Source organism: Luteitalea pratensis (assembly GCF_001618865.1).
Classification (GTDB): Bacteria; Acidobacteriota; Vicinamibacteria; order Vicinamibacterales; family Vicinamibacteraceae; genus Luteitalea; species Luteitalea pratensis.
The window spans coordinates 365,596-387,526 of the sequence record NZ_CP015136.1; the positions used below are offsets into that span (position 1 = coordinate 365,596).

Annotated in this window: 20 protein-coding genes; 5 read left to right on the forward strand and 15 right to left on the reverse strand. The window is 67.8% G+C overall.

Annotated elements, in window-relative coordinates; all coding sequences use genetic code 11:
• Positions 1-98: 98 nt before the first annotated feature.
• Positions 99-1,745, reverse strand: a complete 1,647-nt coding sequence (locus LuPra_RS01590) for an alpha-N-arabinofuranosidase (RefSeq protein ID WP_234800671.1) — start codon at positions 1,743-1,745, stop codon at positions 99-101.
• Positions 1,746-1,805: 60 nt separating this feature from the next.
• Here LuPra_RS01590 and LuPra_RS01595 point away from each other — a divergent pair, with 60 nt between their 5' ends.
• The 4 genes from LuPra_RS01595 (at position 1,806) to LuPra_RS01610 (ending at position 6,195) form a co-directional block, all read left to right on the forward strand.
• A complete protein-coding gene (locus LuPra_RS01595) occupies positions 1,806-2,807 on the forward strand; it encodes a DUF2157 domain-containing protein (protein ID WP_110169141.1) in 1,002 nt (333 codons plus the stop codon).
• A complete protein-coding gene (locus LuPra_RS01600) occupies positions 2,804-3,910 on the forward strand; it encodes a DUF4401 domain-containing protein (protein ID WP_110169142.1) in 1,107 nt (368 codons plus the stop codon). Before LuPra_RS01595 ends, LuPra_RS01600 begins: the two co-directional genes overlap by 4 nt.
• Positions 3,907-4,401, forward strand: a complete 495-nt coding sequence (locus tag LuPra_RS01605) for a GDYXXLXY domain-containing protein (protein WP_110169143.1) — start codon at positions 3,907-3,909, stop codon at positions 4,399-4,401. The genes LuPra_RS01600 and LuPra_RS01605 overlap by 4 nt, the downstream gene beginning before the upstream one ends.
• A gap of 87 nt (positions 4,402-4,488) precedes the next feature.
• The gene (locus tag LuPra_RS01610) at positions 4,489-6,195 is read left to right on the forward strand and encodes an amidase (RefSeq protein ID WP_110169144.1); all 1,707 of its coding nucleotides are present in this window, start codon (positions 4,489-4,491) and stop codon (positions 6,193-6,195) included.
• A gap of 447 nt (positions 6,196-6,642) precedes the next feature.
• Here the strand turns inward: LuPra_RS01610 and LuPra_RS01615 are convergent, their stop codons facing one another.
• The 6 genes from LuPra_RS01615 to LuPra_RS01640 form a co-directional block, all read right to left on the reverse strand.
• Positions 6,643-7,389, reverse strand: a complete 747-nt coding sequence (locus tag LuPra_RS01615; RefSeq protein ID WP_110169145.1) for an exodeoxyribonuclease III — start codon at positions 7,387-7,389, stop codon at positions 6,643-6,645.
• 121 nt (positions 7,390-7,510) lie between these two features.
• A complete protein-coding gene (locus LuPra_RS01620) occupies positions 7,511-9,307 on the reverse strand; it encodes a M1 family metallopeptidase (protein ID WP_234800672.1) in 1,797 nt (598 codons plus the stop codon).
• Positions 9,308-9,404: 97 nt separating this feature from the next.
• Positions 9,405-9,647, reverse strand: coding sequence for a DUF5683 domain-containing protein (locus LuPra_RS01625; RefSeq protein WP_110169147.1), 243 nt, complete (start codon positions 9,645-9,647; stop codon positions 9,405-9,407).
• A gap of 66 nt (positions 9,648-9,713) precedes the next feature.
• Positions 9,714-11,114, reverse strand: a complete 1,401-nt coding sequence (uxaC, locus tag LuPra_RS01630) for a glucuronate isomerase (RefSeq protein ID WP_110169148.1) — start codon at positions 11,112-11,114, stop codon at positions 9,714-9,716.
• A 77-nt stretch (positions 11,115-11,191) separates the two neighbouring features.
• Positions 11,192-11,548, reverse strand: coding sequence for an MmcQ/YjbR family DNA-binding protein (locus tag LuPra_RS01635; protein WP_234800673.1), 357 nt, complete (start codon positions 11,546-11,548; stop codon positions 11,192-11,194).
• Entirely contained in the window at positions 11,545-11,964 is a 420-nt protein-coding gene (locus LuPra_RS01640; protein ID WP_110169149.1) for a VOC family protein, read from the reverse strand. Before LuPra_RS01640 ends, LuPra_RS01635 begins: the two co-directional genes overlap by 4 nt.
• Before the next feature lie 244 nt (positions 11,965-12,208).
• Here LuPra_RS01640 and LuPra_RS01645 point away from each other — a divergent pair, with 244 nt between their 5' ends.
• On the forward strand, positions 12,209-12,691 hold the full coding sequence (locus LuPra_RS01645; RefSeq protein WP_110169150.1) for a DoxX family protein: 483 nt from the start codon (positions 12,209-12,211) through the stop codon (positions 12,689-12,691).
• A 13-nt stretch (positions 12,692-12,704) separates the two neighbouring features.
• Here LuPra_RS01645 and LuPra_RS01650 read toward each other — a convergent pair whose 3' ends face one another.
• The 8 genes from LuPra_RS01650 to LuPra_RS01685 form a co-directional block, all read right to left on the reverse strand.
• Positions 12,705-13,649 (reverse strand): DMT family transporter, encoded by a 945-nt coding sequence (locus LuPra_RS01650; RefSeq protein ID WP_110169151.1) that lies wholly within the window; start codon positions 13,647-13,649, stop codon positions 12,705-12,707.
• Positions 13,650-13,744: 95 nt separating this feature from the next.
• On the reverse strand, positions 13,745-14,143 hold the full coding sequence (locus LuPra_RS01655; protein WP_234800674.1) for a putative quinol monooxygenase: 399 nt from the start codon (positions 14,141-14,143) through the stop codon (positions 13,745-13,747).
• Between the two features lie 32 nt (positions 14,144-14,175).
• Positions 14,176-15,474, reverse strand: a complete 1,299-nt coding sequence (locus tag LuPra_RS01660) for a sensor histidine kinase (protein ID WP_162271275.1) — start codon at positions 15,472-15,474, stop codon at positions 14,176-14,178.
• A gap of 55 nt (positions 15,475-15,529) precedes the next feature.
• On the reverse strand, positions 15,530-16,936 hold the full coding sequence (locus tag LuPra_RS01665; protein WP_110169153.1) for a sigma-54-dependent transcriptional regulator: 1,407 nt from the start codon (positions 16,934-16,936) through the stop codon (positions 15,530-15,532).
• A gap of 3 nt (positions 16,937-16,939) precedes the next feature.
• The gene (locus tag LuPra_RS01670; RefSeq protein WP_110169154.1) at positions 16,940-18,277 is read right to left on the reverse strand and encodes an ABC transporter permease; all 1,338 of its coding nucleotides are present in this window, start codon (positions 18,275-18,277) and stop codon (positions 16,940-16,942) included.
• 2 nt (positions 18,278-18,279) lie between these two features.
• Positions 18,280-19,518 (reverse strand): ABC transporter permease, encoded by a 1,239-nt coding sequence (locus LuPra_RS01675; protein WP_110169155.1) that lies wholly within the window; start codon positions 19,516-19,518, stop codon positions 18,280-18,282.
• 127 nt (positions 19,519-19,645) lie between these two features.
• Complete coding sequence (locus tag LuPra_RS01680; protein ID WP_110174472.1) at positions 19,646-20,308, reverse strand: ABC transporter ATP-binding protein; 663 nt, start codon at positions 20,306-20,308, stop codon at positions 19,646-19,648.
• Positions 20,309-20,420: 112 nt separating this feature from the next.
• Entirely contained in the window at positions 20,421-21,623 is a 1,203-nt protein-coding gene (locus LuPra_RS01685) for an efflux RND transporter periplasmic adaptor subunit (RefSeq protein WP_110169156.1), read from the reverse strand.
• Positions 21,624-21,931 lie beyond the last annotated feature (308 nt).

Genomic DNA, 21,931 nt, shown 5'->3' on the forward strand with positions numbered 1-21,931 from the left:
CGGGCTCATCGTTGGTCGTCGAGGCCGGCATCGACATGCAGAGCGAGAGGGCCGCGAACAACACGGCGAACGGAGTCATGCCCGGTAGTGGCCGGCCGTCAGCCCAACGTGACAGTGACCCTCGTGACCGACGCCGGTGGGAAGCGGTGCGTCAGGGTGCCCCCGCTGCCAGCTGTCAGCGCCGCCGAGGCGCCGGGTACGACCTCCGACGGACGATCGAAGGTGTTGTGCGCATGGATGTTCGTGGCCCTCAGCGTGACGGCCTGCGCGGCGGTGGCGCGCCCGCCACGCACGGCAATCGTCGCGTCGCACGCCTCGGTGACGTGCGTGTTGACGACCGTGAGCGTGAGTGTCCGGTCGCTCACCGATGCCGACCCGGCCAGCCCGAGGACGGTGGCCTTTTCCCGCACGCGGTCGTAGGTGACCGACGGAGCCCCGAACTGGGTGCGCACGGCCTGCGCGCCAGCGTGCGGCGCGTACATCTCGAAGATGTGGTACGTGGGCGTGGTGATGAACTTGTCGCCGTCTGTGAGGAACAGCGACTGCAGGCAGTTCACGAGCTGCGCGATGTTGGCCATCGCCACCTTGTCGGCATGGCGATGGAACGTATCGAGCGTGAGGCCGGCGACCAGCGCGTCGCGGATGCTGGACTGCTGGCCGAGGTGGTGGGAGGGATGCACCTCGGATCCGGGCTTGTGCCACGTGCCCCACTCGTCCACCACCAGCTTGACGCGATGACGACGGTCGATCTCGCCCATGACGGCCCAATGTCCGGTGATGAGCGATTCCATCTGGTTGGCCTGCGCCAGCATCTCGTACCATTCGTCGGCTGTGTAGACGAGCGCGTCGCCCTTGCCGGCGTCCCAGTCGGTAGTGGCGCCGCGGCTGACGTTCCACGAGTAGTGGTGCAGCCCCCAACCCCACATGCTGGCGAGCGCGCCCTCACCCTTGGCCGTCAGGTTGGAGAAGAAGCCACGCGTCCAGCCCAGGTCGCCGCCGTTGGGGCCGGATCCGATGAACGACAGCTCCTGTCCGAAGCGGGGCACCCACGCCGTGAACTTGCGGTACTCCACCGCATACTCTTCGGCTGTCAGGTTGCCGCCGCACCCCCAGCTTTCGTTGCCGACGCCCCAGAACCGCACCCGCAGGGGCTCGGCGCTGCCGCCCTTGCCGCGCAGGTCGGCAAGCGTCGTCGATCCGGCGGGCGAGTTGCAGTACTCGACCCACTGGTAGAAGTCGCGCGCGGGCAGGCTGCGCAGGTTCGCCGCGAGGTAGGGATTGGCCTCGCACAGGCGCACGAACCGCACGAATTCGTTCGTGCCGAACTGGTTGGTGTCGTACTTCCACGGACCGTCCGGACGCTGACCCATGCCGTCGGCCCAGAAGTTGGTCCGCCGTGGCCGTGCCTCGCGCGGACCGACGCCGTCGCGCCAGTCGTAGCTGTCGGCGAAGCAGCCTCCGGGCCACCGGATCACACCCTTCGGCAGCCGCCGCATGCGATCCACGAGCGCCTGCCGGATGCCGGCGGTGTTGGCGATGCGCGACTGCTCGCCGACCCAGATGCCGTCGTAGACCACGCCACCGAGGTGTTCGACGAAGTGGCCGTACACGTTGGGATCGATGCGGGCGATGGGCTCGTCGAGCAGGACGTCGATGCGTGCATCGGCCGCCTGTGTCGCCCGCGGCGCCAGCGTCATGCCCGCGCTTGCCAGCATCGTCGTTCGCAGGAAGTCACGTCGGTCCACGGTCCACACCTCTTGTGACGGGGTAGAAGTCGGCGCCACTCTATACTGAACCGCTCATCCGTGACCTCATCCGCTCCTGACCCGCTCGATCGCGCCGCGACGCCTGCGCACATCGACTTCGTGCTCGACGCGATTGGCGTCCCGGATGCCGCGCGCGGCCAGGTGAGGGCGATGGCATCGCGCACGCCGAGCAAGGCCGAATGGCGGGGTTTCCTGGCTTCCGCGCTGCTGCTGCTCGGCGCAGGCCTGGTGCTCTCCGGTGTGATCTCGTTCTTCGCGTTCAACTGGGCCACGCTCGGGCGCTTCGCCAAGATGGGCCTCGCGGCGGCGATGAGCGCATGCGCAGCGGCCGCATTGCGGCGGCCGGAGACGCTGCTGTCGCGCGTGCTGCTGTCGGCCGCGGCGGTGCTCCTCGGTGCCCTCCTTGCCGTGTACGGGCAGACCTACCAGACAGGTGCGGACCCCTGGGGCCTGTTTGCGACGTGGGCGCTGCTGATCCTGCCGTGGGCCGTCGCCGCCTGTTTCACGCCGCTCTGGCTCCTGGTCGTCGGCCTGATCGATACCGCCCATGTCCTGTACCTGGCGCAGGTCCGTCAGGGTGGCCACTGGGAGCTGACGCTCGTCCTCGGCGTGGTCGCGGTGCACGTGCTCGGCGTGATGGCTTGGGAAGCACAGTTTCTGCGTCATGAGCCCTGGCTCCGTGACCAGTGGGGGGCTCGCGTGCTGCTGGTCACGGCGCTCGCCCTGCTGCTCGGGCCCAGCCTCGCCATCGTCATCTCGCCTGACTGGCGCAGCCCGCTCGGTCCCGTGTCCGTCGTGGCGCTCACGTTCGTCGTCGTGGCCACCGGCCTGTTCTATCGTCTCGTGCGGCCCGACACCTTCATGCTGACCGCCGCCGCCGGTACCGTGATGACGCTGCTCACGACGGTCATGGGACGCCTGTTCATCGTCCGGCTCGACCTCGGCATCCTGGGCATGTTCATGATGACCGGCGTGATCATCCTGGAAGTGACGCTCGTGGTCTCGTGGCTGCGGCAGCGTGGTCGGGAGGACACGGCATGATGCCTGTCGTCTCGATTCGCAGCGTACTGGCCGAAGCCATCGACAAGGACCTGGTGCCAGCCGACGCACACGAACGCGCGAGCGCAGCGCTCCATGGTGCAGCGCAGGACCATTTGCCGTGGTACCTGCGCGTGCTCATCGGGGGAGGGGCCTGGGTTGGTGCGTGGTTCCTGCTGGGCACCGTGCTCGGACTCGTGGGGCTTGCGATCGGGCAGCGCATCGATGCCGTCGCGCTGTTGCTGGGCCTGGCACTGATGCCTGCCGGCGTTGCGCTTCGCACCGCCGCGCGAAGCGAACTGCAGCGGCAGTCGGCGCTCGTGAGCGTGCTCACGGGTCAGTTGCTCCTGGTCGGCGGCCTGGGCGCGCTCTCCGAATCGATGACGCTGGCGGCGGCGGCGACCATTATCTCTTCGGCGGTACTCATCGCTCTCTTCGACGACGGCGTCTACAGGTTCGGCGCGACGCTCGCCATCGTCACCGCGATCCTGATCGTGGCCTTCGACAAGCGGCTACCCTACGCGATGGGGCTGGTGACCGCGACGACGGCGTGCATGCCGGTGCTGATCTGGCGCACCTCACCGGACCTGCAGGCACTCCATCGCCATCTCGATCCGGTGGCGTGGGCCTGTGCCACGGCTGCTTGCGGGCTGCTCGCGCTGCAGGCCATCATCGACGCGGTGACCGGCTCGGCCGGCATCTCACCGGCATTCATCCAGTTGCTGCTGCCCAGGGCGTGGCCATTGACGTTCGTGTTCGTGATGCTGCTGGTGTGGCTGGCGGTGCAGGTCGCACGTGATCATGGTGCGGCACCGACCGATCCAGCAGCTGCGGTGGCCATCGGTGGAGCCATTGCCATCGGTGGGCTCACGCTGTCGACGCCAGCGGTATCGGGCGCGCTTCTCCTCGTCATGCTCGGCTTCGATCGCCGGCGCAGCGGGCTTGTTGGCCTCGCCGCGCTGTTCCTGGGCGGGTTCCTCGGGATCTACTACTACAGCCTGGCCCTGTCGCTCCTGCAGAAGTCGGCCGTGCTCGTCGCCAGCGGCGCCGTCTGCCTGGCGGCCGCCGCGTTCTTCCGGGCTCGCGCCGCCGAGGTTTCCGCGTGATCCGGCGAGTCCTGATCGTCGTCGGCCTGATCGCATCGATTGGGCTCATCGCATGGGAGGTGTCGAAGAAGGAACGCCTCCTCGCGTCCGGCGAGACGTTGCTGCTCGAGCTCGCGCCGGTGGATCCGCGGTCCCTGGTACAGGGCGACTACATGCGCCTCGACTACGCCATCGCACGCCAGTGGCCGCACGACGGCTCGTGGCCCAGCGACGGTTCGCTGATCGTCGCCACCGATGACGAAGGTGTCGCGCAATTTCGCCGCCGCGATCTGGGCGAGCCACTCACGACTGGTGAGCACAGGCTGACCTATCGGATTCGCAAGGGCCGCCTGCAGGTCGGTGTCGATGCCTTCTACTTCCAGGAGGGGCTCGCCGCCACGTACCAGCCAGCGCGGTACGGCGAGATGCGTGCGGCCACCGACGGCACGTCGCTGCTGGTGGGACTCAGAGACGCCGAACGCAGGCCGCTCGGCATCACGCGCGGCCAGTAATCCGAAATGCCGGAATGCTGGGGAATGTCGAAGGCCGAGGGCCGAATGACGCAGGCCGAACGACCAATGACCAACCACGAATGACCAATGACCGTTGATCGCCGCTCGTTCACGATGGCCGTCCTGTCCGCTGCCGGAGCCACGTACTTCGGCAAGGCAGATGCCGTGGGTGCGCAGACGCCTGCGACGCCAGCGGCGGGGGCCCCACCACTACCGGCCACACCCGCGCCCGCTCCGCTCGCGCTCGGCAATGGCGAGCCACTCGCGAGCCAGTTCCAGCCGTGGCCCGGTGGAACCGGCGCACTGCTCGAACGTTTGGTGCGTGAGCGCGGCGTTGCCGCCTTCGCACGCGCACCGCACGTGCCGCCCGCGTGGAGCGGAACGATGCCGGCCGAGGACGAGGACCTCGCGTTTCTTCCTGCGCATCGCCTCTCCGCACTGCTGCGCGCGCGCAAGCTCACCTCCACACGGCTCACGGAGATCTACCTCGCGCGCCTGCAACGCCTCAACCCGACGCTGAACTGCGTCGTGACGCTGCTCGAGACGCAGGCGCTCGCCGAGGCACGCAAGGCCGATACGGAGATCGCCGCCGGCCGCTATCGAGGGCCACTGCACGGCGTGCCGTACGGCCTCAAGGACCTCTTCTCGACCCGGGGCATTCGCACCACCTGGGGCGTGCCCGACTTCAAGGATCGGGTCATCGACGAGGACGCGGAGATCGTCGTGCGCCTTCGGGACGCCGGCGCGGTCCTGGTCGCGAAGCTGTCGACAGGCATCTTCGCGCAGAACGATCAATGGTTCGGCGGCCGCACCAACAATCCGTGGAACCTGTCGCAAGGGTCGAGCGGGTCGTCAGCGGGACCGTCTTCGGCGGTCGCCGCCGGCTGTGTCGCGTTCGCGATTGGCACGGAGACGCAAGGATCGATCGTGTCACCGGCGATCCGCTGCGGCATCACTGCGCTGCGGCCGACGTTTGGCCGTGTCAGTCGATTCGGCGGCATGGTGCTGGCCTGGTCGCACGACCGCGTCGGGCCGATGTGCCGCACTGCCGAGGACTGCGCGATGGTCTTCAGTGTGCTGCACGGCGTCGACGAGAAAGACCCGTCGACGGTGACGACGCCGTTCCGCTTCGACCGCCGCGTCGATCTCACGCGGCTCCGCGTCGGCGTCGATCCGGATGCGCCGAAGGAACTGGTGGAGAAGTTGCGTGCGCTCGGCCTGGCGCCGCGCGAGATCGGCCCACGCCCGTCGGTGCCCGGCGTTGGCGGCGGCAATCTCGGCGTCGAGTCCGCTGCGGCCATGGACGCCTACGTGCAGCGCAAGGCGAAGGAGACCGGCCTCGACCTGGCAGCGCTGCCACCGACGCCGGTGCCGACACCGCAGGCGTCGGCCGACAACCCGATGGCTCCCGCGGACTGGAACCCGCGCTTCGTGAACGGCAGGGTGCCGAGGGCGTTCGACGTCCTGCAGGTCCAGCGCCGCCGCCAGGTGCTCGTGCGCCAGTGGGGGGACTTCATGCGCGACCTGGACATGTTCATCGGCGGGCCATCGGCCGACGTGTCCGCCAATGCGCAGACCGGACACCCCTGTGTGGTGTTCCCGTACGCCTTTGGTGTGCCGCCGTCACGGCCGTCCGGGGCGCGCGTGCCGAACGATCCGCCACCGCCAGTGCTCCAGCCCCAGCCCGTCTGCGCGACGATCGTCGGCGGCCTCTACAACGACGACCTGATTCTCGCCGTCGCGCACCGGTTCCAGGAAGCCACGGATTTCCACGCCCGCCGGCCGGCGCTGTGACCACGGCCTCAGGGCTCAGGGCTCAGGTCTCAGGCTCAGGTCTCAAGTCCGGTCTCAAGTCTCAAGTCTCAAGTCTCAGGATGTAGCCGTCGACCTTCAGGTCGACCGACGACGGCTGCTTGGAGCGTGGGACCGAAGGTCGCGTCTTGAGTCGCATCCCGTTGGGCCGCGCAGGGCCACCCTCGCGCTCCGCGCGTCGGCGAACCAAGGAGAAGCGGGCTTACCTGACCTCGCGGCCCAGGCGCATCCTCGTAGATGTGTAGGCGTCGAGCTTGCTCGACGCTCCCCGCCTGCTGCGGCGACGGTCGACCAAGGTCGACCGCTACGTCAACCGGAATCCCGAGTTCCCAGTCCCGAGATCCCGAAGGCCCACGGCCGAACGTCGAAGCCACTTGACGAAGGCCGTCAGCGAGGGCGGCTCCCGGCTCGACGCGCATGGACAGGCCCTCAGGCGAACTCGACGACCAGCGGCGCGTGGTCGCTCGTGCCGAACTCGCGCTGGCACTCGGCGCGCGTCGCGGTGGCCCCGAGCGACGCGGTGGCGAGCACGTAGTCGATGCGCCAGCCGACGTTGCGCTGGCGAAGGTTGCGCCAGGGCGCCCACCAGGTGAACAGCCCTTCCTCGCCGGGATGCAGCGTCCGCTGCACGTCGGTGAGTCCGAGGTCGATCACACGCTGCAGCAGCGCGCGCTCGTCCGGCCGCTGCCCGATCGCGTTGGCCTTGCGTTCCTTCGGATGCAGGTCGAGGTCGGTCAACGCCACGTTCAGGTCGCCGCACACCAGGAGCCGCCGGCCATCGCGGTGCGCCTCGGCCACGTGGTTGCCGAGCGCCTCGAGGAACTGCATCTTCCCTGGCAGGTCCTTGCCGCCATTGGGCACATACACGGTCAGGACTTCGAGATCGCCCCGCGTCACGCTGGCCACCCGGTACTCGAAGTCGAATGCCGGGTGCGCGGCGGCACACTCGGCGCCGGCGAGATCGCGATGGACCAGCAGCGCCACGCCAGAGTACCCACCCGATCCGTGCCAGCAGGTCCAGTAGTCGTCACGCGCCGCCAGCGTCATCGGCACCTGTTCGTGCGATGCCTTGATCTCCTGCAGGCACATCACGTCCGGCCGCTCGGCGTCGAGCCATTGCTCGACCTGCCCGCCGCGGGCGCGGATACCGTTGACATTCCAGGTCGCGACCTTCATGAGGACCTGTGACGAACGCCGACGGGCGAACACGGCTGACGAACGCCGAACACCGAACCCTGAACGCCGGGGACTGGGAGCGCGCGTCGAAGGCCGAAGGCCGATTGCCGAAGGCCGATGGTCATTTCACGATCGTGTCGATCGTCTGGGTCGACACGGCGTGGTAGGAACTGCGCGCGGCGGCATACACACGCCGAGCGATGGGCTGGCCCCACGGAGTCTGCATGAGGTCTTCGTACAGGGGGCGCAGGAACTTGCGACGCCCCTGCGCGGTGAGGAAGCGCTCGAGCGCGGGCACGGCAGGGGCGTACTGGCGCGCCACGGCTACCCTGAGCCAGGCAAACAGGATCTCGCTGTTGCCGGACGCGCTGAGGCGGAACGTGGCGTCGAGATCGCGCAATTGCGCCGGTGTGAGGGTCACCGTGCGCAACTGTTCGAGCAGGTGCTGCCATTGCTGCGGCGTCCATCCCGACACCACGAGCGAGGATGCGGTGGCGCCCTGGGCGAAGCGCCGCGCCTCGCCCTCGACCGGCGCGAACGCCGGCGACTGCACGGGCGCTGCGTTGGGTGGCAGTCCGGGCTGATCGAGCCACGCCGGCAGGTTCAACGCATCGCGCAGGGACGTGTCTCCTCGAATCAGTTCCTGCTGCAGGTCGGCAACGAACTCCTGCGTCGTGATCGACGTGAACGCGTGCCGGTTGAAGTACCCGCGCAACCATGGGTCGAAACGATCCCGGCCCACCGCCTGCTCGATCGTCCGGACGAGCGCCGCCCCCTTCTCGTACGCCACCGCGTTCATGCCGATGTCCGGGTCGCGTCCTTTCAGGTCGAGCGAGAGCTTCGTGTCTGCGGGCGGCAGGTCCGCCATCTCGCGCATCAGCTCGTTGCGCCCGAGTGACGCGAGCATGAGGGCGCGGTCCTTGCCGTACAGCGCCTCCATGATCCGATTCTCGAAGTAGGTCGTGAAGCCCTCGTTCAGCCAGAAGTCACCCCACGTGGCGTTGGTGACGAGGTTGCCCGACCACGAATGCGCGAGTTCGTGCGCCAGCAGCGAGACGAGCGACTTGTCTCCGGCCAGAATCGTCGGCGTGGCAAACGTCAGCCGCGGGTTCTCCATTCCGCCGAACGGGAACGACGGCGGCAGCACGAGCACGTCGTAGCGTCCCCAGCGATAGGGACCGCCCAGCGTCTCGGCGGCCGCGACCATCTTCTCGAGGTCCTCGAGCTCATGCGCCGAGCGCTCGATCATCGTCGGCTCGGTGTAGACACCGGTGCGTGGACCGAGCGATTTGAAGGCGATGTCCCCGGCTGCGATCGCAATCAGGTAAGGCGGCACCGGCTGGTCCATCTTGAACTTGTAGGCACGCAGGCCGTTGCCGGCATCGGTGCCGTTCGGTGTCGTCATCTCCGCCGACATGACGACGGACAGTGGACGCGGAACGGTGATGGACGCCTCGTAGGTCTGCCGGATCGCCGGACTGTCCTGCGTCGGGATCCACGTGCGGGTCAGGATCGCCTCGCCCTGTGAATAGAGGTACGGATGAATGCGCCCGGCCGTCTGCGCCGGCGTCAGCCACTGCAGCGCGGCGGCCTCTGGGCTGGTGCGGTACTCCACCACGACGCGGTCGCCACTGGCTGGCAGTGCGATCACCAGCGCTTGCCCGAGGTGTTCGACGGGTGGTTCGAGCCGGAAGGTGAGGGGCTGCTGACGCTCGTCCTGCACCTGCCGGATCTCGAGGCCCCTCGTGTCGAGCACGAGTTGGCGCACATCGGGGCGACGGACGAAGGTCAACGTCGCCCGACCGCCGAGCCTGTGGGCCGTGAAGTCGGCCTGCAGCTCCAGCGCGACGTGCGTGACCCGCGCCTCCGCGGGCCTGGCAAAGGAGTGGACGTCTGGCGCGAGCGGGGCAGCGGTCATCGTGGCAGTCGTGGTCTCTCTCGCGCAGCCCAGGGCGACGCACAGCAAGAGGACGGGAAGCGCGGCGCGCGGCGTCAGGAGCATGGGCGATCAGGGATCACGAGACCGGCAGTCCGAGCGGCAACCGGTGATTGTGCCAATGGGCACGGCGATGGGCCGTCCAGGCGGCGAGGACGTGACAGACCCATCCGAACAGGCCGCCCGTGCCTATCCAGAACCCCGGCGTCACGATGAGCCAGAAGATCCCGCGCAGGAAGTCGCCGTTGTAGATCTGGCCCACCCCCGGTACGACCAGGCTGAGGACGGCGGCCAATCCGGGGTCCTTGCGCGTCGGGGCCATCCCTAACAGATAGCACACCGGCGGCCGTCATGGCTCAGTCGGCGGCATCCGGGGCCGCGTAGGCCGTTACTCCCCCAGCCGGTAGACCTTGCGCACCAGCCTCGCACTCAGATCGACCACGATCTCGTGCGCGTCGGCCTCGTCGAGGATATGACGGGTGACCAGTCGCGCCAGGAAGGTCGCGTCGACCCGCCTGGCCACGTCGTGTCGTGCCGGGATCGAGGGGAACGCACGCGTGTCGTCGTTGAACCCCGCCGTGTTGTAGAAGCCGGCGGTCTCGGTGGCCATGTGGCGGAACCGCAGCATGCCCTCGATGCTGTCGTGGAACCACCAGGGCGGGCCGAGGACGACGGCGGGGTAGTGACCGGCCAGGGGCGCCAGCTCACGGCTGTAGGTGGTCTCGTCCAGGGTGAACAGCACGAGCGTGAAGCCCGGCTCGTTGCCGTAGGCGTTGAGCAGCGGATGGAGGTTGCGCGTGTACTCGGTGGCGATCGGGATGTCGCAGCCCCGGTCGGCGCCGAAGCGGTCGAAGATCCGTGTGTTGTGGTTGCGGAAACTGCCCGGATGCAATTGCATCACGAGGCCGTCGTCCACGCTCATGCGCGCCAGCTCCATCAGCATGTGTGCGGCGAAGCGATCGGCGTCCTCGGCCGTGGCCGTCCCGGCCAGTGCCCGCGCATACGTCGCCGCGGCGTCAGCGTCGGCGAGCCGCTCGGTGCGGGGAACGAGCACGGCATGGTCGGTGGCCGTCGCGCCCATCGACTTGAAGAAGGCGCGCCTGGCCTCGAGCCCCCTGATGAACGAGGCGTAGGTCGCCATCGACTCCCCAGTGGCTGCGCCGATGCGGTCGATCTCGGCATGCCACGACGGGTGCGACAGCGTCACCGCCATGTCGGGCCGGAACGTCGGCCTGACGTTGCCCCAGCCCTCGGCCCGCATGGCCTGGTGGTGCTCCAGGGTGTCGCCGGCTGCGTCCGTGGTGCACAGCACCGCGATGTTGAACCGCTCGTACAGCGCCCGCGGCAGGAACTCCGGCCTGGCCAGGCAGGCTTCGAGGTGGTCGTAGATCGCCATCGCGTTGGCGCCAGACAGCCTCTCGGTGATGCCGAACACGCCTTCGAATTCGTCCTGCAGCCATGCGCCGGTCGGCGTGCCGCGATAGAGCGGGTAGTGGTCGGCGAAGAGCTGCCAGACCTTGCGTGGGTCGGTCTCGACGGGCGTGCCGTCACGTGAGGGTATGCCCAACTGCTCGAGCCGCACGCCCTGCGAGTAGAGCATCCGCGTCACGTAGTGATCGGGGATGACCAGCAGGGTCGCCGGATCGGGGAACGGCTCGTTGGTCGCGAGCATCTTCGGATCGACGTGGCCGTGCGGGCACACCAGCGGCAGCGACTCGACGCGGGCATAGAGGTCGGTGGCGATCGCGCGGGTGGCGGGATCCGGATCGAAGTACCGATGCGGGTGCATAGGGCGACAGAGTAACGCTTAACGCTTAACGCTTAATGCCTGATGCCTGATGCCGAGGGCCGAATGCCGATGGCCGGTCAACGCCTGGCGCTTGACGTGCGGCGACGCGGGGGCTTGCGTGGCGGGGCGGCCAGCGCCGCCTGCCACGCGAGGACGCAGGCTCCGCGTACTGCCGAGTCTTTCGCGGCGGGTAACTGGATCGCCGTCCAGCCCTGGCGGCCCCAGGCGCCGGCCGCTGGAGTGAACGTGACTGGCGCTTCGTCCACGAAGGCCGCCTGCTCCTCTGGCGCGAGCTTCACGTTGGCCCGTAAGCCGTCGGCCATCAGGCTTGCGAAGATGCGACCCTGCAGCCGGAAGTCCGGGTGGCCCATGTGGGCGCCTTCCACGACGCCCTCGAAGTCCAGAAGCAGGTCGCGGAAGTCATCCGCTGTCACTTCGGCAACTCGGCGTTGAACATCCAGTTGACGCCATACCGGTCGGTGAGTGTGCCGAACCGGGCGCCCCAGAAGGTGTTCTCGAGCGGCATCGTGACCTGTGCGCCTTCCGACATCGCGGCGAAATGCCGGTCGACGTCGTCGGTGCCGTCGTACTGGATGCAGACCTGGATCGCCGTGCCGCGTGAGGGAGCCGCCCCCGGCATGCTGTCGCTGATCATCAGGGTCCCGCTGCCCAGCGCCAGCGTCGCGTGCATCACGCGATTGGCGTCATCGCCCGTGAACGTGCTCCCTGGCATCTCGCCGAAGCGCTGCAGATACTGCACGTTGGCACCGAGCGCGCGCTCGTAGAGCGCGATGGCGTCCGACGCCGTACCATCGAAATTGAGGTAGGCATTCACGGTCTTGAGAGCCAACTGTCACCTCCTGAAGTCCTGACATTAGACGAGAGATCACGGCGGAAGTCATCGCTCGACTCGTAGGCGTCGACCTTCCACCTTCGCCAAGGCTACGGCGGACAAGTCAGGTCGACGCGCATGGGGGCCCGGCGGCAGTCATCGCCCGGGCGTGCAACAGCCGGGGTGGCAGCAGTGTCCCGTCAGACCGATGATTCCGCGCCCGTCCGCTGGTCTCATGGGCAGTACATCCCAGGAGACGCACATGAGCCAGATCACACCCGCCGGCACCCCCACGCTCTCGTCCTACATCCTCCGATCCGTCGCCGTCGCTGATGATGTCCTCGAACGTCGTCCTCGCGTGACGACGCGCGCCCGTCGCATCGGCGTGGTCGTCACGGCGTTGCCCGTGCTCTTCCTGCTCGTCGATGCCCTGGTGAAGGTGCTCGGCGTGGCGGCCGCGACTGAAGCTGCGGCACAGCTGGGCTGGTCGGAACCGCTGCTGTTGCCGCTCGGCGTCCTGGAACTGATGTGCCTCGCGCTGTACCTGGTGCCGCAGACCGCCGTGCTTGGGGCGATCCTCTGGACGGGATACCTCGGCGGCGCCGTGGCGACGCACGTGCGCATCGGCAATCCGATGCTCAGCCACGCGCTGTTTCCCGTCTACGTCGGGGCGCTGCTGTGGCTCGGACTCTGGCTGCGCGACGCGCGTCTGCGAGCGCTGCTGCCGTTTACGACGCGACGCTGAGGGGCATCGCTGGTCATCGCGTTGGTGGGTCTGTGCTGGACGGTCGAGCAGGTGTTGTCGTTGCAGGCGAGTTGACACGCTGCAGGGGACCGAGCCACACGCTCGCGACGATGCAGGCCGCCCCCAGCCATGTGCCTGGAGGCAGCCGCTCCCCGAGGATCACCGCCCCGAGGGATACGGCGATCGGCACTTCGGCCACGCCCATCATCAGCATCGCCGACGTGTCCATCCGCGCGAGCAGCCAGTAATTCAGCCAGAAGGCGACGACCGACCCGGCCCAGCCAAGATAAGCGAGTGCGCCGAGCGCGCTCGCACTCCAGCGCGCGTCGAGCGGGGATCCTTCGTGAATCAGTGCCAGGCCGGCGAGCACGATCAGGCCGCTGCCGCTCTGTAGCGTCGCCATCGACAATGGCGGCACACGGCCTGTACGTCCCTTCATCCAGACATAGGCGCCGGCCACGCAACACGTACTCGCGAGGACCGCGGCCGCGCCGTGCAGGCCGCCGGCACCCGGCGCCGTTGCCTCGGTGCCGACGATCGCCACCACACCCAGGAAGCCCAGGGACATGGCGGCGACCTTGCGCGCCGTGATCGTCTCCTTGCCGAGCACGGCCCCGAGGCCGAGCGCGACGATGGGCGTCGTGGCGAGCAGTATCGCCATCAATCCGGAAGGCACGTGGCGGGCGCCCCAGTAGACGAGCGCGTAGTTCGCGCCGAGGAGCAGCAGTCCGGCGCCCATCACTGCCCGCACGTCGTCGCGGGTCCACGCGACCCACTCGCGGCGCGCGACCACCAGCGGCCCGAGCACGAGCAGCGCGATAACCAGCCGTGCCGCAGCGAAGGTGAACGGGCCGACGTCGGACACACCGATGCGGATGAACAGGAAGGTCCCGCTCCACAACAGGCACGCCAGCATCCAGGCCACGCGAATACGCACGACATCGAGCCAGCGTTTCACGGCGAGAGATCCTGCGGCAGCCCGCGCATCGGCGACGCGGAGTCTACTCCTGTGGCTGCGTGATTCCTTCCTCCGCGTGGAAGGTGGACGACTCGTCAGCCGGAAGCGTGTCCACCCCCGGCCCCCGCAACGCGCGTCGGCGTGTAGTGCCGCATCTCGGCGATTGCCTTGACGTAAGGCTGGATGTGCGGCAGGAACGCCCTGAAGTGCTCGCTGCGACGAAAGCCCTCGAGGTGCCCCTTGCTCGAATCCCACTCGATGCGGAGCACGTACTGCGAAGGATCTTCGTCGCACGACGAGAGCTCGTAAGTCAGACAATGCTGCGACGCGGCCAGGGCACGGGCCGCACGCTCGTAGGCGTCGACGAACGCATCGCGTCCGTCCTCGGGGATGCTGTAGCGGATGTACTCGACGATCATGTGCCCTACGATACGGCGTGCCGGCGTCGGGCGGCTCACCTGATCGGCCGGGTCCAAGACCTGCAGCTGAGGCACGGTGCGCAACCATCCGCGCCGCCCGGCCGGGCTTACGAGAACCAGATCGTGAAACGGGTCGGGCCGCCCTCGGGGCCGTCCAGCGTGAAGGCGAAGCCATGACGCGTAAGAATCTCCTGAACCAGCGTCAGGCCGATGCCCTGTCCGGACTCCTTGGTGCTGAAGAAGGGCGTGAACAGGTGCGCGCGTACTTCCGGGGCGAGGCCCGGGCCGCTGTCCTCGATCTGCAGGAACGTCTGGCGGCCATCGCCACCCGTCCGGATCACCACCTGGCCGTCGTGATCCGCCGCCTCGATCGCGTTCTTGAGGACGTTGACGAGTGCCTGTTCCATCAGCGTCCGATCGAGCTGCACGATGGGCACCGGCACGAGTTCCAGGACGATGGCGACGTGGCGCCTCTCGGCCTCGGCCGCCATCAGCCGCGCCAGGTGGCTGACCAGGTCGCGCAGGTCGCACGGCCCAAGGCGCGGCTCGGGCAGTCGGACGACGTCGGCAAACGCCTTCATGAAGGCGCCCAACTGCGCGGTGCGGTTCATCACCACGTGCAGCGCCCCTTCCAGGTCGGCGCGGCTTTCGCCGGGCAGCTGCCCGGCGAAGACGAGGCATGACGTGAGCAGCGAATTGGACGCGGCCACGGAGTTGTTCACCTCGTGCGACAGCATGCGGATCAGCTTCTCGTAGGCGGCCTTCTCCGCCTGCCGCAGTTCCTCGGTCAGTTCCTCGATCAGCAGGAACGTGCGGCTGAAACCCCGGTCCATGAACGTGCCGCGACTGGCCTTGGCCCTGCGCCCGCCGGGCAAGGTGACCACCGCCGACGACGCGCGCGCGAGCGCGAGGATCACTTCACTGAGCGGCGTGTGCTGGCCTACCGCGGGCACACCAGGACGGACGTCGGGTCCGAGCAGCGCCGCCGCGGCGGGGTTGAGGAAGTCGACCCGTTCGTCGTGATCCAGGATGACGGCGCCCGACGGCGACACCTCCAGCAGGCTCTGGAGGAAGTGGTGCTGTTCGCGCACGCGGACCCGCTCGGCGCGCAGCGCGTCGGCCATGCGGTTGTAGATTTCGATGAGCCGATCGATCTCGGCCTGGCCGGTCGGCCGGAAGCGGGTCGTGTAGTCGCTCTCCTCGAGCAGCTGCGCACTCTCGCGGACGAGGGCATGGGCGCGCAGCAGGCGGTCGACCAGCCAGGCCCCGACCATCGTCGAGAGCACGAGCCCGCCCTCGATCGCGAGCAGCCCCCACGGTGATTGCCTGGCGAGGCGCCACGCCAGCACGCCCATCACGACGTGCAGCACGAGCAGGTAGGCGTAGAAGAGGCGCCGCAGCGTCACGTGGGAGGACTCCATGGTACCTGCCGCGCCGAAGCCCCGCGGGGGCGAAGGCGGGTCACACGGAGATTCCGTATTTCTCCAGTCGACGATACAGCGCAGCCCGGCTGAAGCCCAGTGAATCTGCGACGCGACTGACGTTGCCGCCGTGATGTCGCAGCGACTTCAGGATCATCGCGCGCTCGATCTCCTCCATCGTCATGGTGCCGACCGGCGGCAGCGGGTCGTGGGCGGTCCTCGGGCTGGCGCCTTCCATCTCGGACGTGGCGCGGAAGTCGTCGACGTCGAGCACCTGGCCCGGGGTCACGAGCGCGGCACGCTCAATCCACTGCTTCAGCTGACGGATGTTGCCTGGCCAGGGAAGGGCCTGCAGCCACTTGACGGCGGCCGGGCTGATCACGAGCGACTCGCGACCCTGGTGCTGCGCCAATGCCTGCACGAAGCGATGGGCGAGCAGCGGGATGTCGCCTGGCCGCTCGCGCAGTGCCGGCAGGTGCACGGTAATCAGGTTGATGCGGTACAGCAGGTCCTCGCGGAATTCCCCACGGCGCACCATGTCGGCCAGCGATCGGTTGGTCGCCGCGACCACGCGCACGTCGACGGTCCGCTGCTGGCTCGATCCGAGGACCTCGTATGTCCGATCCTGGAGCACGCGCAGCAACTTGACCTGCGATGACGCGTCGAGGTCGCCAATCTCGTCGAGAAAGATGGTGCCGCCGTCGGCCAGGTCGAATCGTCCCTGCCGGTCGTGCCTGGCATCGGTGAAGGCGCCGCGCACGTGACCGAACATCTCGCTCTCGAACAGGGACGCCGAGATGCCGCCGAGATTCACCTTGACGAACGGCTTCTTGCGCCGGTGGCTGTTGCGGTGCAGCGCGTCGGCGATGAGCTCCTTGCCGGTGCCGCTTTCCCCCGTGATCAACACCGATGCGTCGGTGGCGGCGACCCGGCCGACGAGCTGGAGCAGCTTGAGCATCCGCGCGTCGGCGCTGACGATCGCATCGAAGTCGTAACTCGCGTCGAGGTCCTCTCGCGTGATCGGCGCGACATCGTGTCCGTTGGCCGTGCCCGCCAGTCGCAGGGCGGTGTGCACCGCCTGCAGCAGCGCCGGGTTGGTCCAGGGTTTCGTGACGAAGTCAGCGGCGCCGAGGCGCATGCCAGCCACCGCCAGCGAAATCGATCCCCACGCCGTGATCAGGATCACCGGCAGCAGGGGATGGGTCTCCCGGATGCGTCGCAGCAGCTCGAGGCCTTCGTCGCCCGATGTCCGACGCGAGAAGTTCATGTCCTGCAGCACCAGCGCGCAGGGGTGCTGGGCCAGCCACTCGATCGCCGCATCGGGCGTGCCGACGGCGTGCGTGCGGTGGCCGGCCTGCTTCAGCAGCAGCGCCAGCGACGCGCGCACGGCATCGTCATCGTCCGCGATCAGGATCGGTGCGGTATCGGTTCGGACGGTGGAGCCCATGACTCACTCGTAGCGTAGCGCTTCGGCCGGCGGAATGCGCGTGGCAAGCAGGCTCGGGTACCAGCCGCAGAACGACGTCAGCAGGAACAGCATGACGCCAGAGAGCACCAGGCTGATGGCGTAGATTCCGGCAGGCACCGGGCCGAGCCAGCCGAGTACCGGCACCTGCGCAAGCAGGATCGCGCCGATCGTCATCGCGATGCCGGTCATGAGCGCGATCTCCATGAAGATCTGACGCTTGATGCGCGCCCGGTCCGCTCCCTTGGCGCGGCGCAGTCCGAGCTCCCGGATGCGCTGCGTCACGTTCTGCCAGAGCACCCCGCTCAGGCCGAGCGCCACCATCAGCAGCAGGAAGCCGGCCACCATGCCCATGATCGCCAGGGGCGTGAGGTAGTTGTTGCGCAGGTACTCCGCCCGCGTGTCTTCGGTGGGCTTCATGCTGAAGCTCCAGTCTGGCGCCATGGCCTGCAGGGTGTCGACGAGGTGCTCTTCGAACGCGGCGGTCACACCGGGGCGCGTCCGGATCACGATCGCGTTGGGCAGTCGGGCGTCCACCTTGTCGGCGTCGTTTCGTGCATCCGGCCTGGACGACGTTCCACCGGCGTTGGCAGCCGCCGCACCAGCTGCTGCGTCCGCTCCTGGGGCTGGCGCCAGCGACGCCGTGACGATGTCGTTGCGCACGATCATGTAGTTACCTGGCGTCGAGTACTCGCCGAACTGGCGGAAGTCCTGGATCACACCGACCACGCGCTGCTGTCGCGGCGGCGGCCCGTCGCTCGGGCGACGCGTGTTGTTGTCACGCGGCATCGTCTTGCCGGCCGCCTGCTCGGTGCCGAAGACCGTGCGCGCCATCGCCGCATTGATGACGATGGCTTCCCAGTTCTGCCCGGTGTCCTCGCGCGAGAACCACCGTCCGTCGACGATCGGGATGGAGAGCGTGGCGGCAAGTTCGTCGCCGCCCCTGTTGCTGTTGAAATCCACCCGGCGGCCGTCGGGCAGCTTGATGTCGCTGTTCCATTGCCAGTTGCGGAACGTGGGCAACTCGATGTGGCTGACCGCCTCGACCTCCGGCATCTGTCGGACGGCCTCGACGAGCCGTGCGAAGCGTGCGAGGCGCTCCCGGTCGACGTCGGGTGCCGGGTCGATGCCGCGCGGGACTCGGACGACCATGTCCCAGGTCCGTTCGTACGAGAAGCCGAGCGGCGCCTGGTAGTTGCGCCAGTAGTGGACGGCGATGGTCGTCACCGCCGCCAGAACGAGGAACGACAGCAGGATCTCCGTGACGATCAGGAAGTTGGCGCGCTTGCGGTTCCAGATCAATTTGAGCAGGTGCAGAGCCATGTCTACCTCGTTCCCTTCAACGCGACCACCGGGTGGACGCGAGACATGCGCCAGGCGGGATAGACGCCCGAGAGCAGGCCGAACACGACGGCCAGGGCAATGCCCCAGAGGAAGATGCGCATGTTCAGCGTCAGTTCCGCGTAAGGAATCAGGCCGCTCTGGTTGATCGACCGCAGCACGAAGCCGGCCAGCAGGAATCCGAGCAGTCCGCCGATGACCGTCAGGGCCAGGTTCTCGACGACGAACTGGACGACAAGCGTGCGGCTCGACGCGCCGAAGGCCTTGCGGACGCCGATCTCGGAGGCGCGCTCCATGATTCGGCTCACGTTGAGGTTGACCAGATTGATCGCCGGCAAGGCCATGAACATCAGCGCCGCGCCGGCGAGGATCATCGAGAGGAAGCCGCCGTACGTGCGGGTGAAGTCGGTGTCGCCCGGGTAGAGGTTGCGGCCCATGCTCTCGAATGGCGTCTCGAGTGTCGCCGACAGCGTCTTCCACTGCGGCTGCGGCGACTTCCATGTCGCCAGGCGCGAGTGCAACTCGGCGCGAACGTCTTCGGGGCGAGCATTGGCAGCCAGCAGGAAGGCCGGAGTGAAATCGCCGAGATATTCCTCCTCCCAGCCCTTCGACTTCTGCGTCGTCAGCGGGGCGTACAGATCGGCGGAGGGTGTGCGCATCGACGGCACGTCCTTGACCACGCCGATCACCTGAAACCGCTGGCCGTCGGCATCGATGTGGCGGCCCAGCGCCGACTGACCGTCGAAGAAGCGCTTGCGGCTGGTTTCGTTGATCACCAGCACCAGGCGGGCCGTCTCCAGGTCGGCCGCGCCGTACGGACTGCCCTCGAGGAACGCGAACTGGTAGACCCGCCAGAACTCGGCATCGGTGTGCTTGAGGGTGGACTCGATCTTGCGACCGCTGACAAACGACGTGGCCAGCGTGCCACTCGTCTGCACGGTCATCAACTCGACGCCGGGCAGCTTGCGCGCGTAGTCGTGGATCAATCGGTAGCCCGGGCTGCTCTGCCAGGTGTTGCCGTCGCCGCGCATCCTCGCCCGGCTCATCACCAGGGTGCGATCGAGATTGATCTCGGGCGCCATCGGCGACAGCGTGTGGTCGAACATCGCCACCGCCACCGTCAGCACGACCAGCGTGAAGCTGGTGCCGAAGAGGCTGATGGCCGTGAAGACCTTGCGCCGCTGCAGCACCTTCCAGGCCAGGGTCAGGTAGTTCTTGAGCATGATGTCTCTCTCTGTCGGCCTTCGTCAGTCGGCCTTCGGCCTTCGCGGGTCTGCCACCTGTCGAGCCGCACCCGGTACCCGGTACCCGGTACCCGATACCCGGTACCCGATACCCGATACCCGGTAGCTACTGAACCTGTCGCCCGTCGAAGAGGCGCACGGTGCGGTGTGTCTGCTCGGCCTTCTGCGGGTCGTGCGTCACCATGACGATCGTCGTCCCCTCTGAATTGAGCTTCTCGAGGATGCCCATGACGTCGTCACCCATCGCCGAATCGAGGTTGCCGGTCGGCTCGTCGGCGAGCAGCACGATCGGCTTGCCGACAATCGCCCGGGCGATGGCGACACGCTGCTGCTGACCGCCCGAGAGCTGCGAGGGGAAGTGGTTCACCCGCGAGCTCAGGCCGACACGGTCGAGGGCCTCGAGTGCGAGCTCGCGGCGCTGCCTGGCCGAGCCCGGGCGGTAGAGCAGCGGTAGCTCCACGTTGTCGACCACCTTCAGGTCCGGGATCAGGTGGAACGTCTGGAAGATGAAGCCGAGGTCACGATTGCGGATCTTCGCGAGATCGCGGTCACGATACGACTCAACATGCCGCTCGTTCAGTGTGATCTTGCCGTCGGTAGGCTCGTCGAGCAGGCCCATGAGGTTGAGCAGCGTGCTCTTGCCGCAGCCGGAGGGTCCCATGATCGAGACGAACTCGCCCTGATCGATGTGGAGATTGATGTCGGCCAGCGCCACCGTCTCGATGCGGTCGGTCCGGTACACCTTGTTGATCTGCTCTAGATGAATCACGGTTTCACTCCCGGCCTTCGTCGGTCGGCCGTCGCCATTGGTCATTGGTCATTGGTCATTGGTCATTCGGCATCAGGCATGTCGAATGACCAATGACGAATGACGAATGACGCTATTTCACTCTCAGCTCCGGCGCCGACTCGTAGTCGCGCATGTCGGAGGCGATGATTTCGTCGCCCTCGGCCAGACCCTCCACGACCTCGAACCAGTCGAAGTTGGAGACGCCGAGGCGAACCGGTGTGCGATAGGCGCGGTTGCTGCGCAGTACGAACACCTGCTGCGCGCCGCCGCCCTGGGCGAACGGACCGCGGGCGACGCGCAGCACGCGCGCCTTGCGGTCGGTGATCACCTGCACATCGACGCGCAGGTTCGAGCGCAGCCAGGTGGCGTCGGGCTGGTCCAGCGAGACCAGGAACTTCAGCGCGCCGTTCTGCATCTGCGGCTCCACGACGCTGACGTGCCCCGCGGTCACGAGATCGTCGAGGCGCACGCTGACCGGCTGGCCGACGCTGATGCGCGAGGCGTTGACGTCCGACGTGGTGGCCTCGACGCGGAATGCGGTCAGGTCGGCGACGCGGGCCACGACGTCTCCCCTGCGGACGAGCGCGCCCTCCTCGTCCTGCACGAACGTCAGTACGCCGTTGCGGTCGCTCTGGGTGGTGGTGAGTTCGAGGAGCCGCCGCTGCTGGGCGTCCTCTGCGTGCAGGGAACGCATCTCGAGCGAGAGCCCTTCGAGCTGGGTGCGGTTGGTCGCTTCGGCGTTGACACGGCTCTGTTTGAGCCGACCCAGATCGACATCGGCCTGGGCGGCCTTCAGCTCGGATTCACGCAAGGCCTCCTTCGACACGAGGCCTTCCTTCGCGAGTGCCTGGTTGCTCGCGAGGGCGGCCGTCAATGCCTGCAATTCGAGGTCCTTGGACTTGATCTGGCCGTCCAGTTCGATCAGCTGCGACTCCAGCGTCAGCCGGGTGCGCGCCTGCTCGTTGCCCTTCAGCGCGATGTTCTGGCGAAGCTTCTCCGCGTCGAGCTCCGAGTCGCTGGTGTCGAGCCGGACGATCGGGTCGCCGGCCTTCAGGTGGTCGCCGACGCGCCGCAGCACGGCGAGCACGCGCGCGTCGATCGGGCTGGAGATCACGTGCTCGATGGCCGGGACCACGGTGCCCGACGCGGTCAGCGATGCCTCAAGCGGGCCGCTCTGGACGCGGGCCGTGCGGACGCGATCGCGACGCACCGACGGCCGCAGCAGGTCCGCGCCCCAGACCAACGCCGTCATCAGCACGACGATCACTGATGTGACGGGCAGCCAGCGCCTCACTTGGGCACGCCGGCGAACGGAGGTTTCGATTGGCCGATCCACGGCCGGGGAGAGAGCAACCGCCGTGCCCGAAGATCGGCGGATTTTGCGCGAGATCGCCAGCCCGGCCGTTCACGGGCGGACGAAGGGGTGTTCGGAAGCGGACAGTTGGCGGCTTCGCTGACGAACGCCGAACGCCGAACGCTTACAGCCTGCAGCCTGCGGGCTACGGCCCACGGCCGACGTCTTACGGATGACGCTGCGGCTGCTCCGGGCTGGGGCTGATGGCATGACCGGAGGCCTTGTGTAGCTGCCGGACTCTGTCCGGC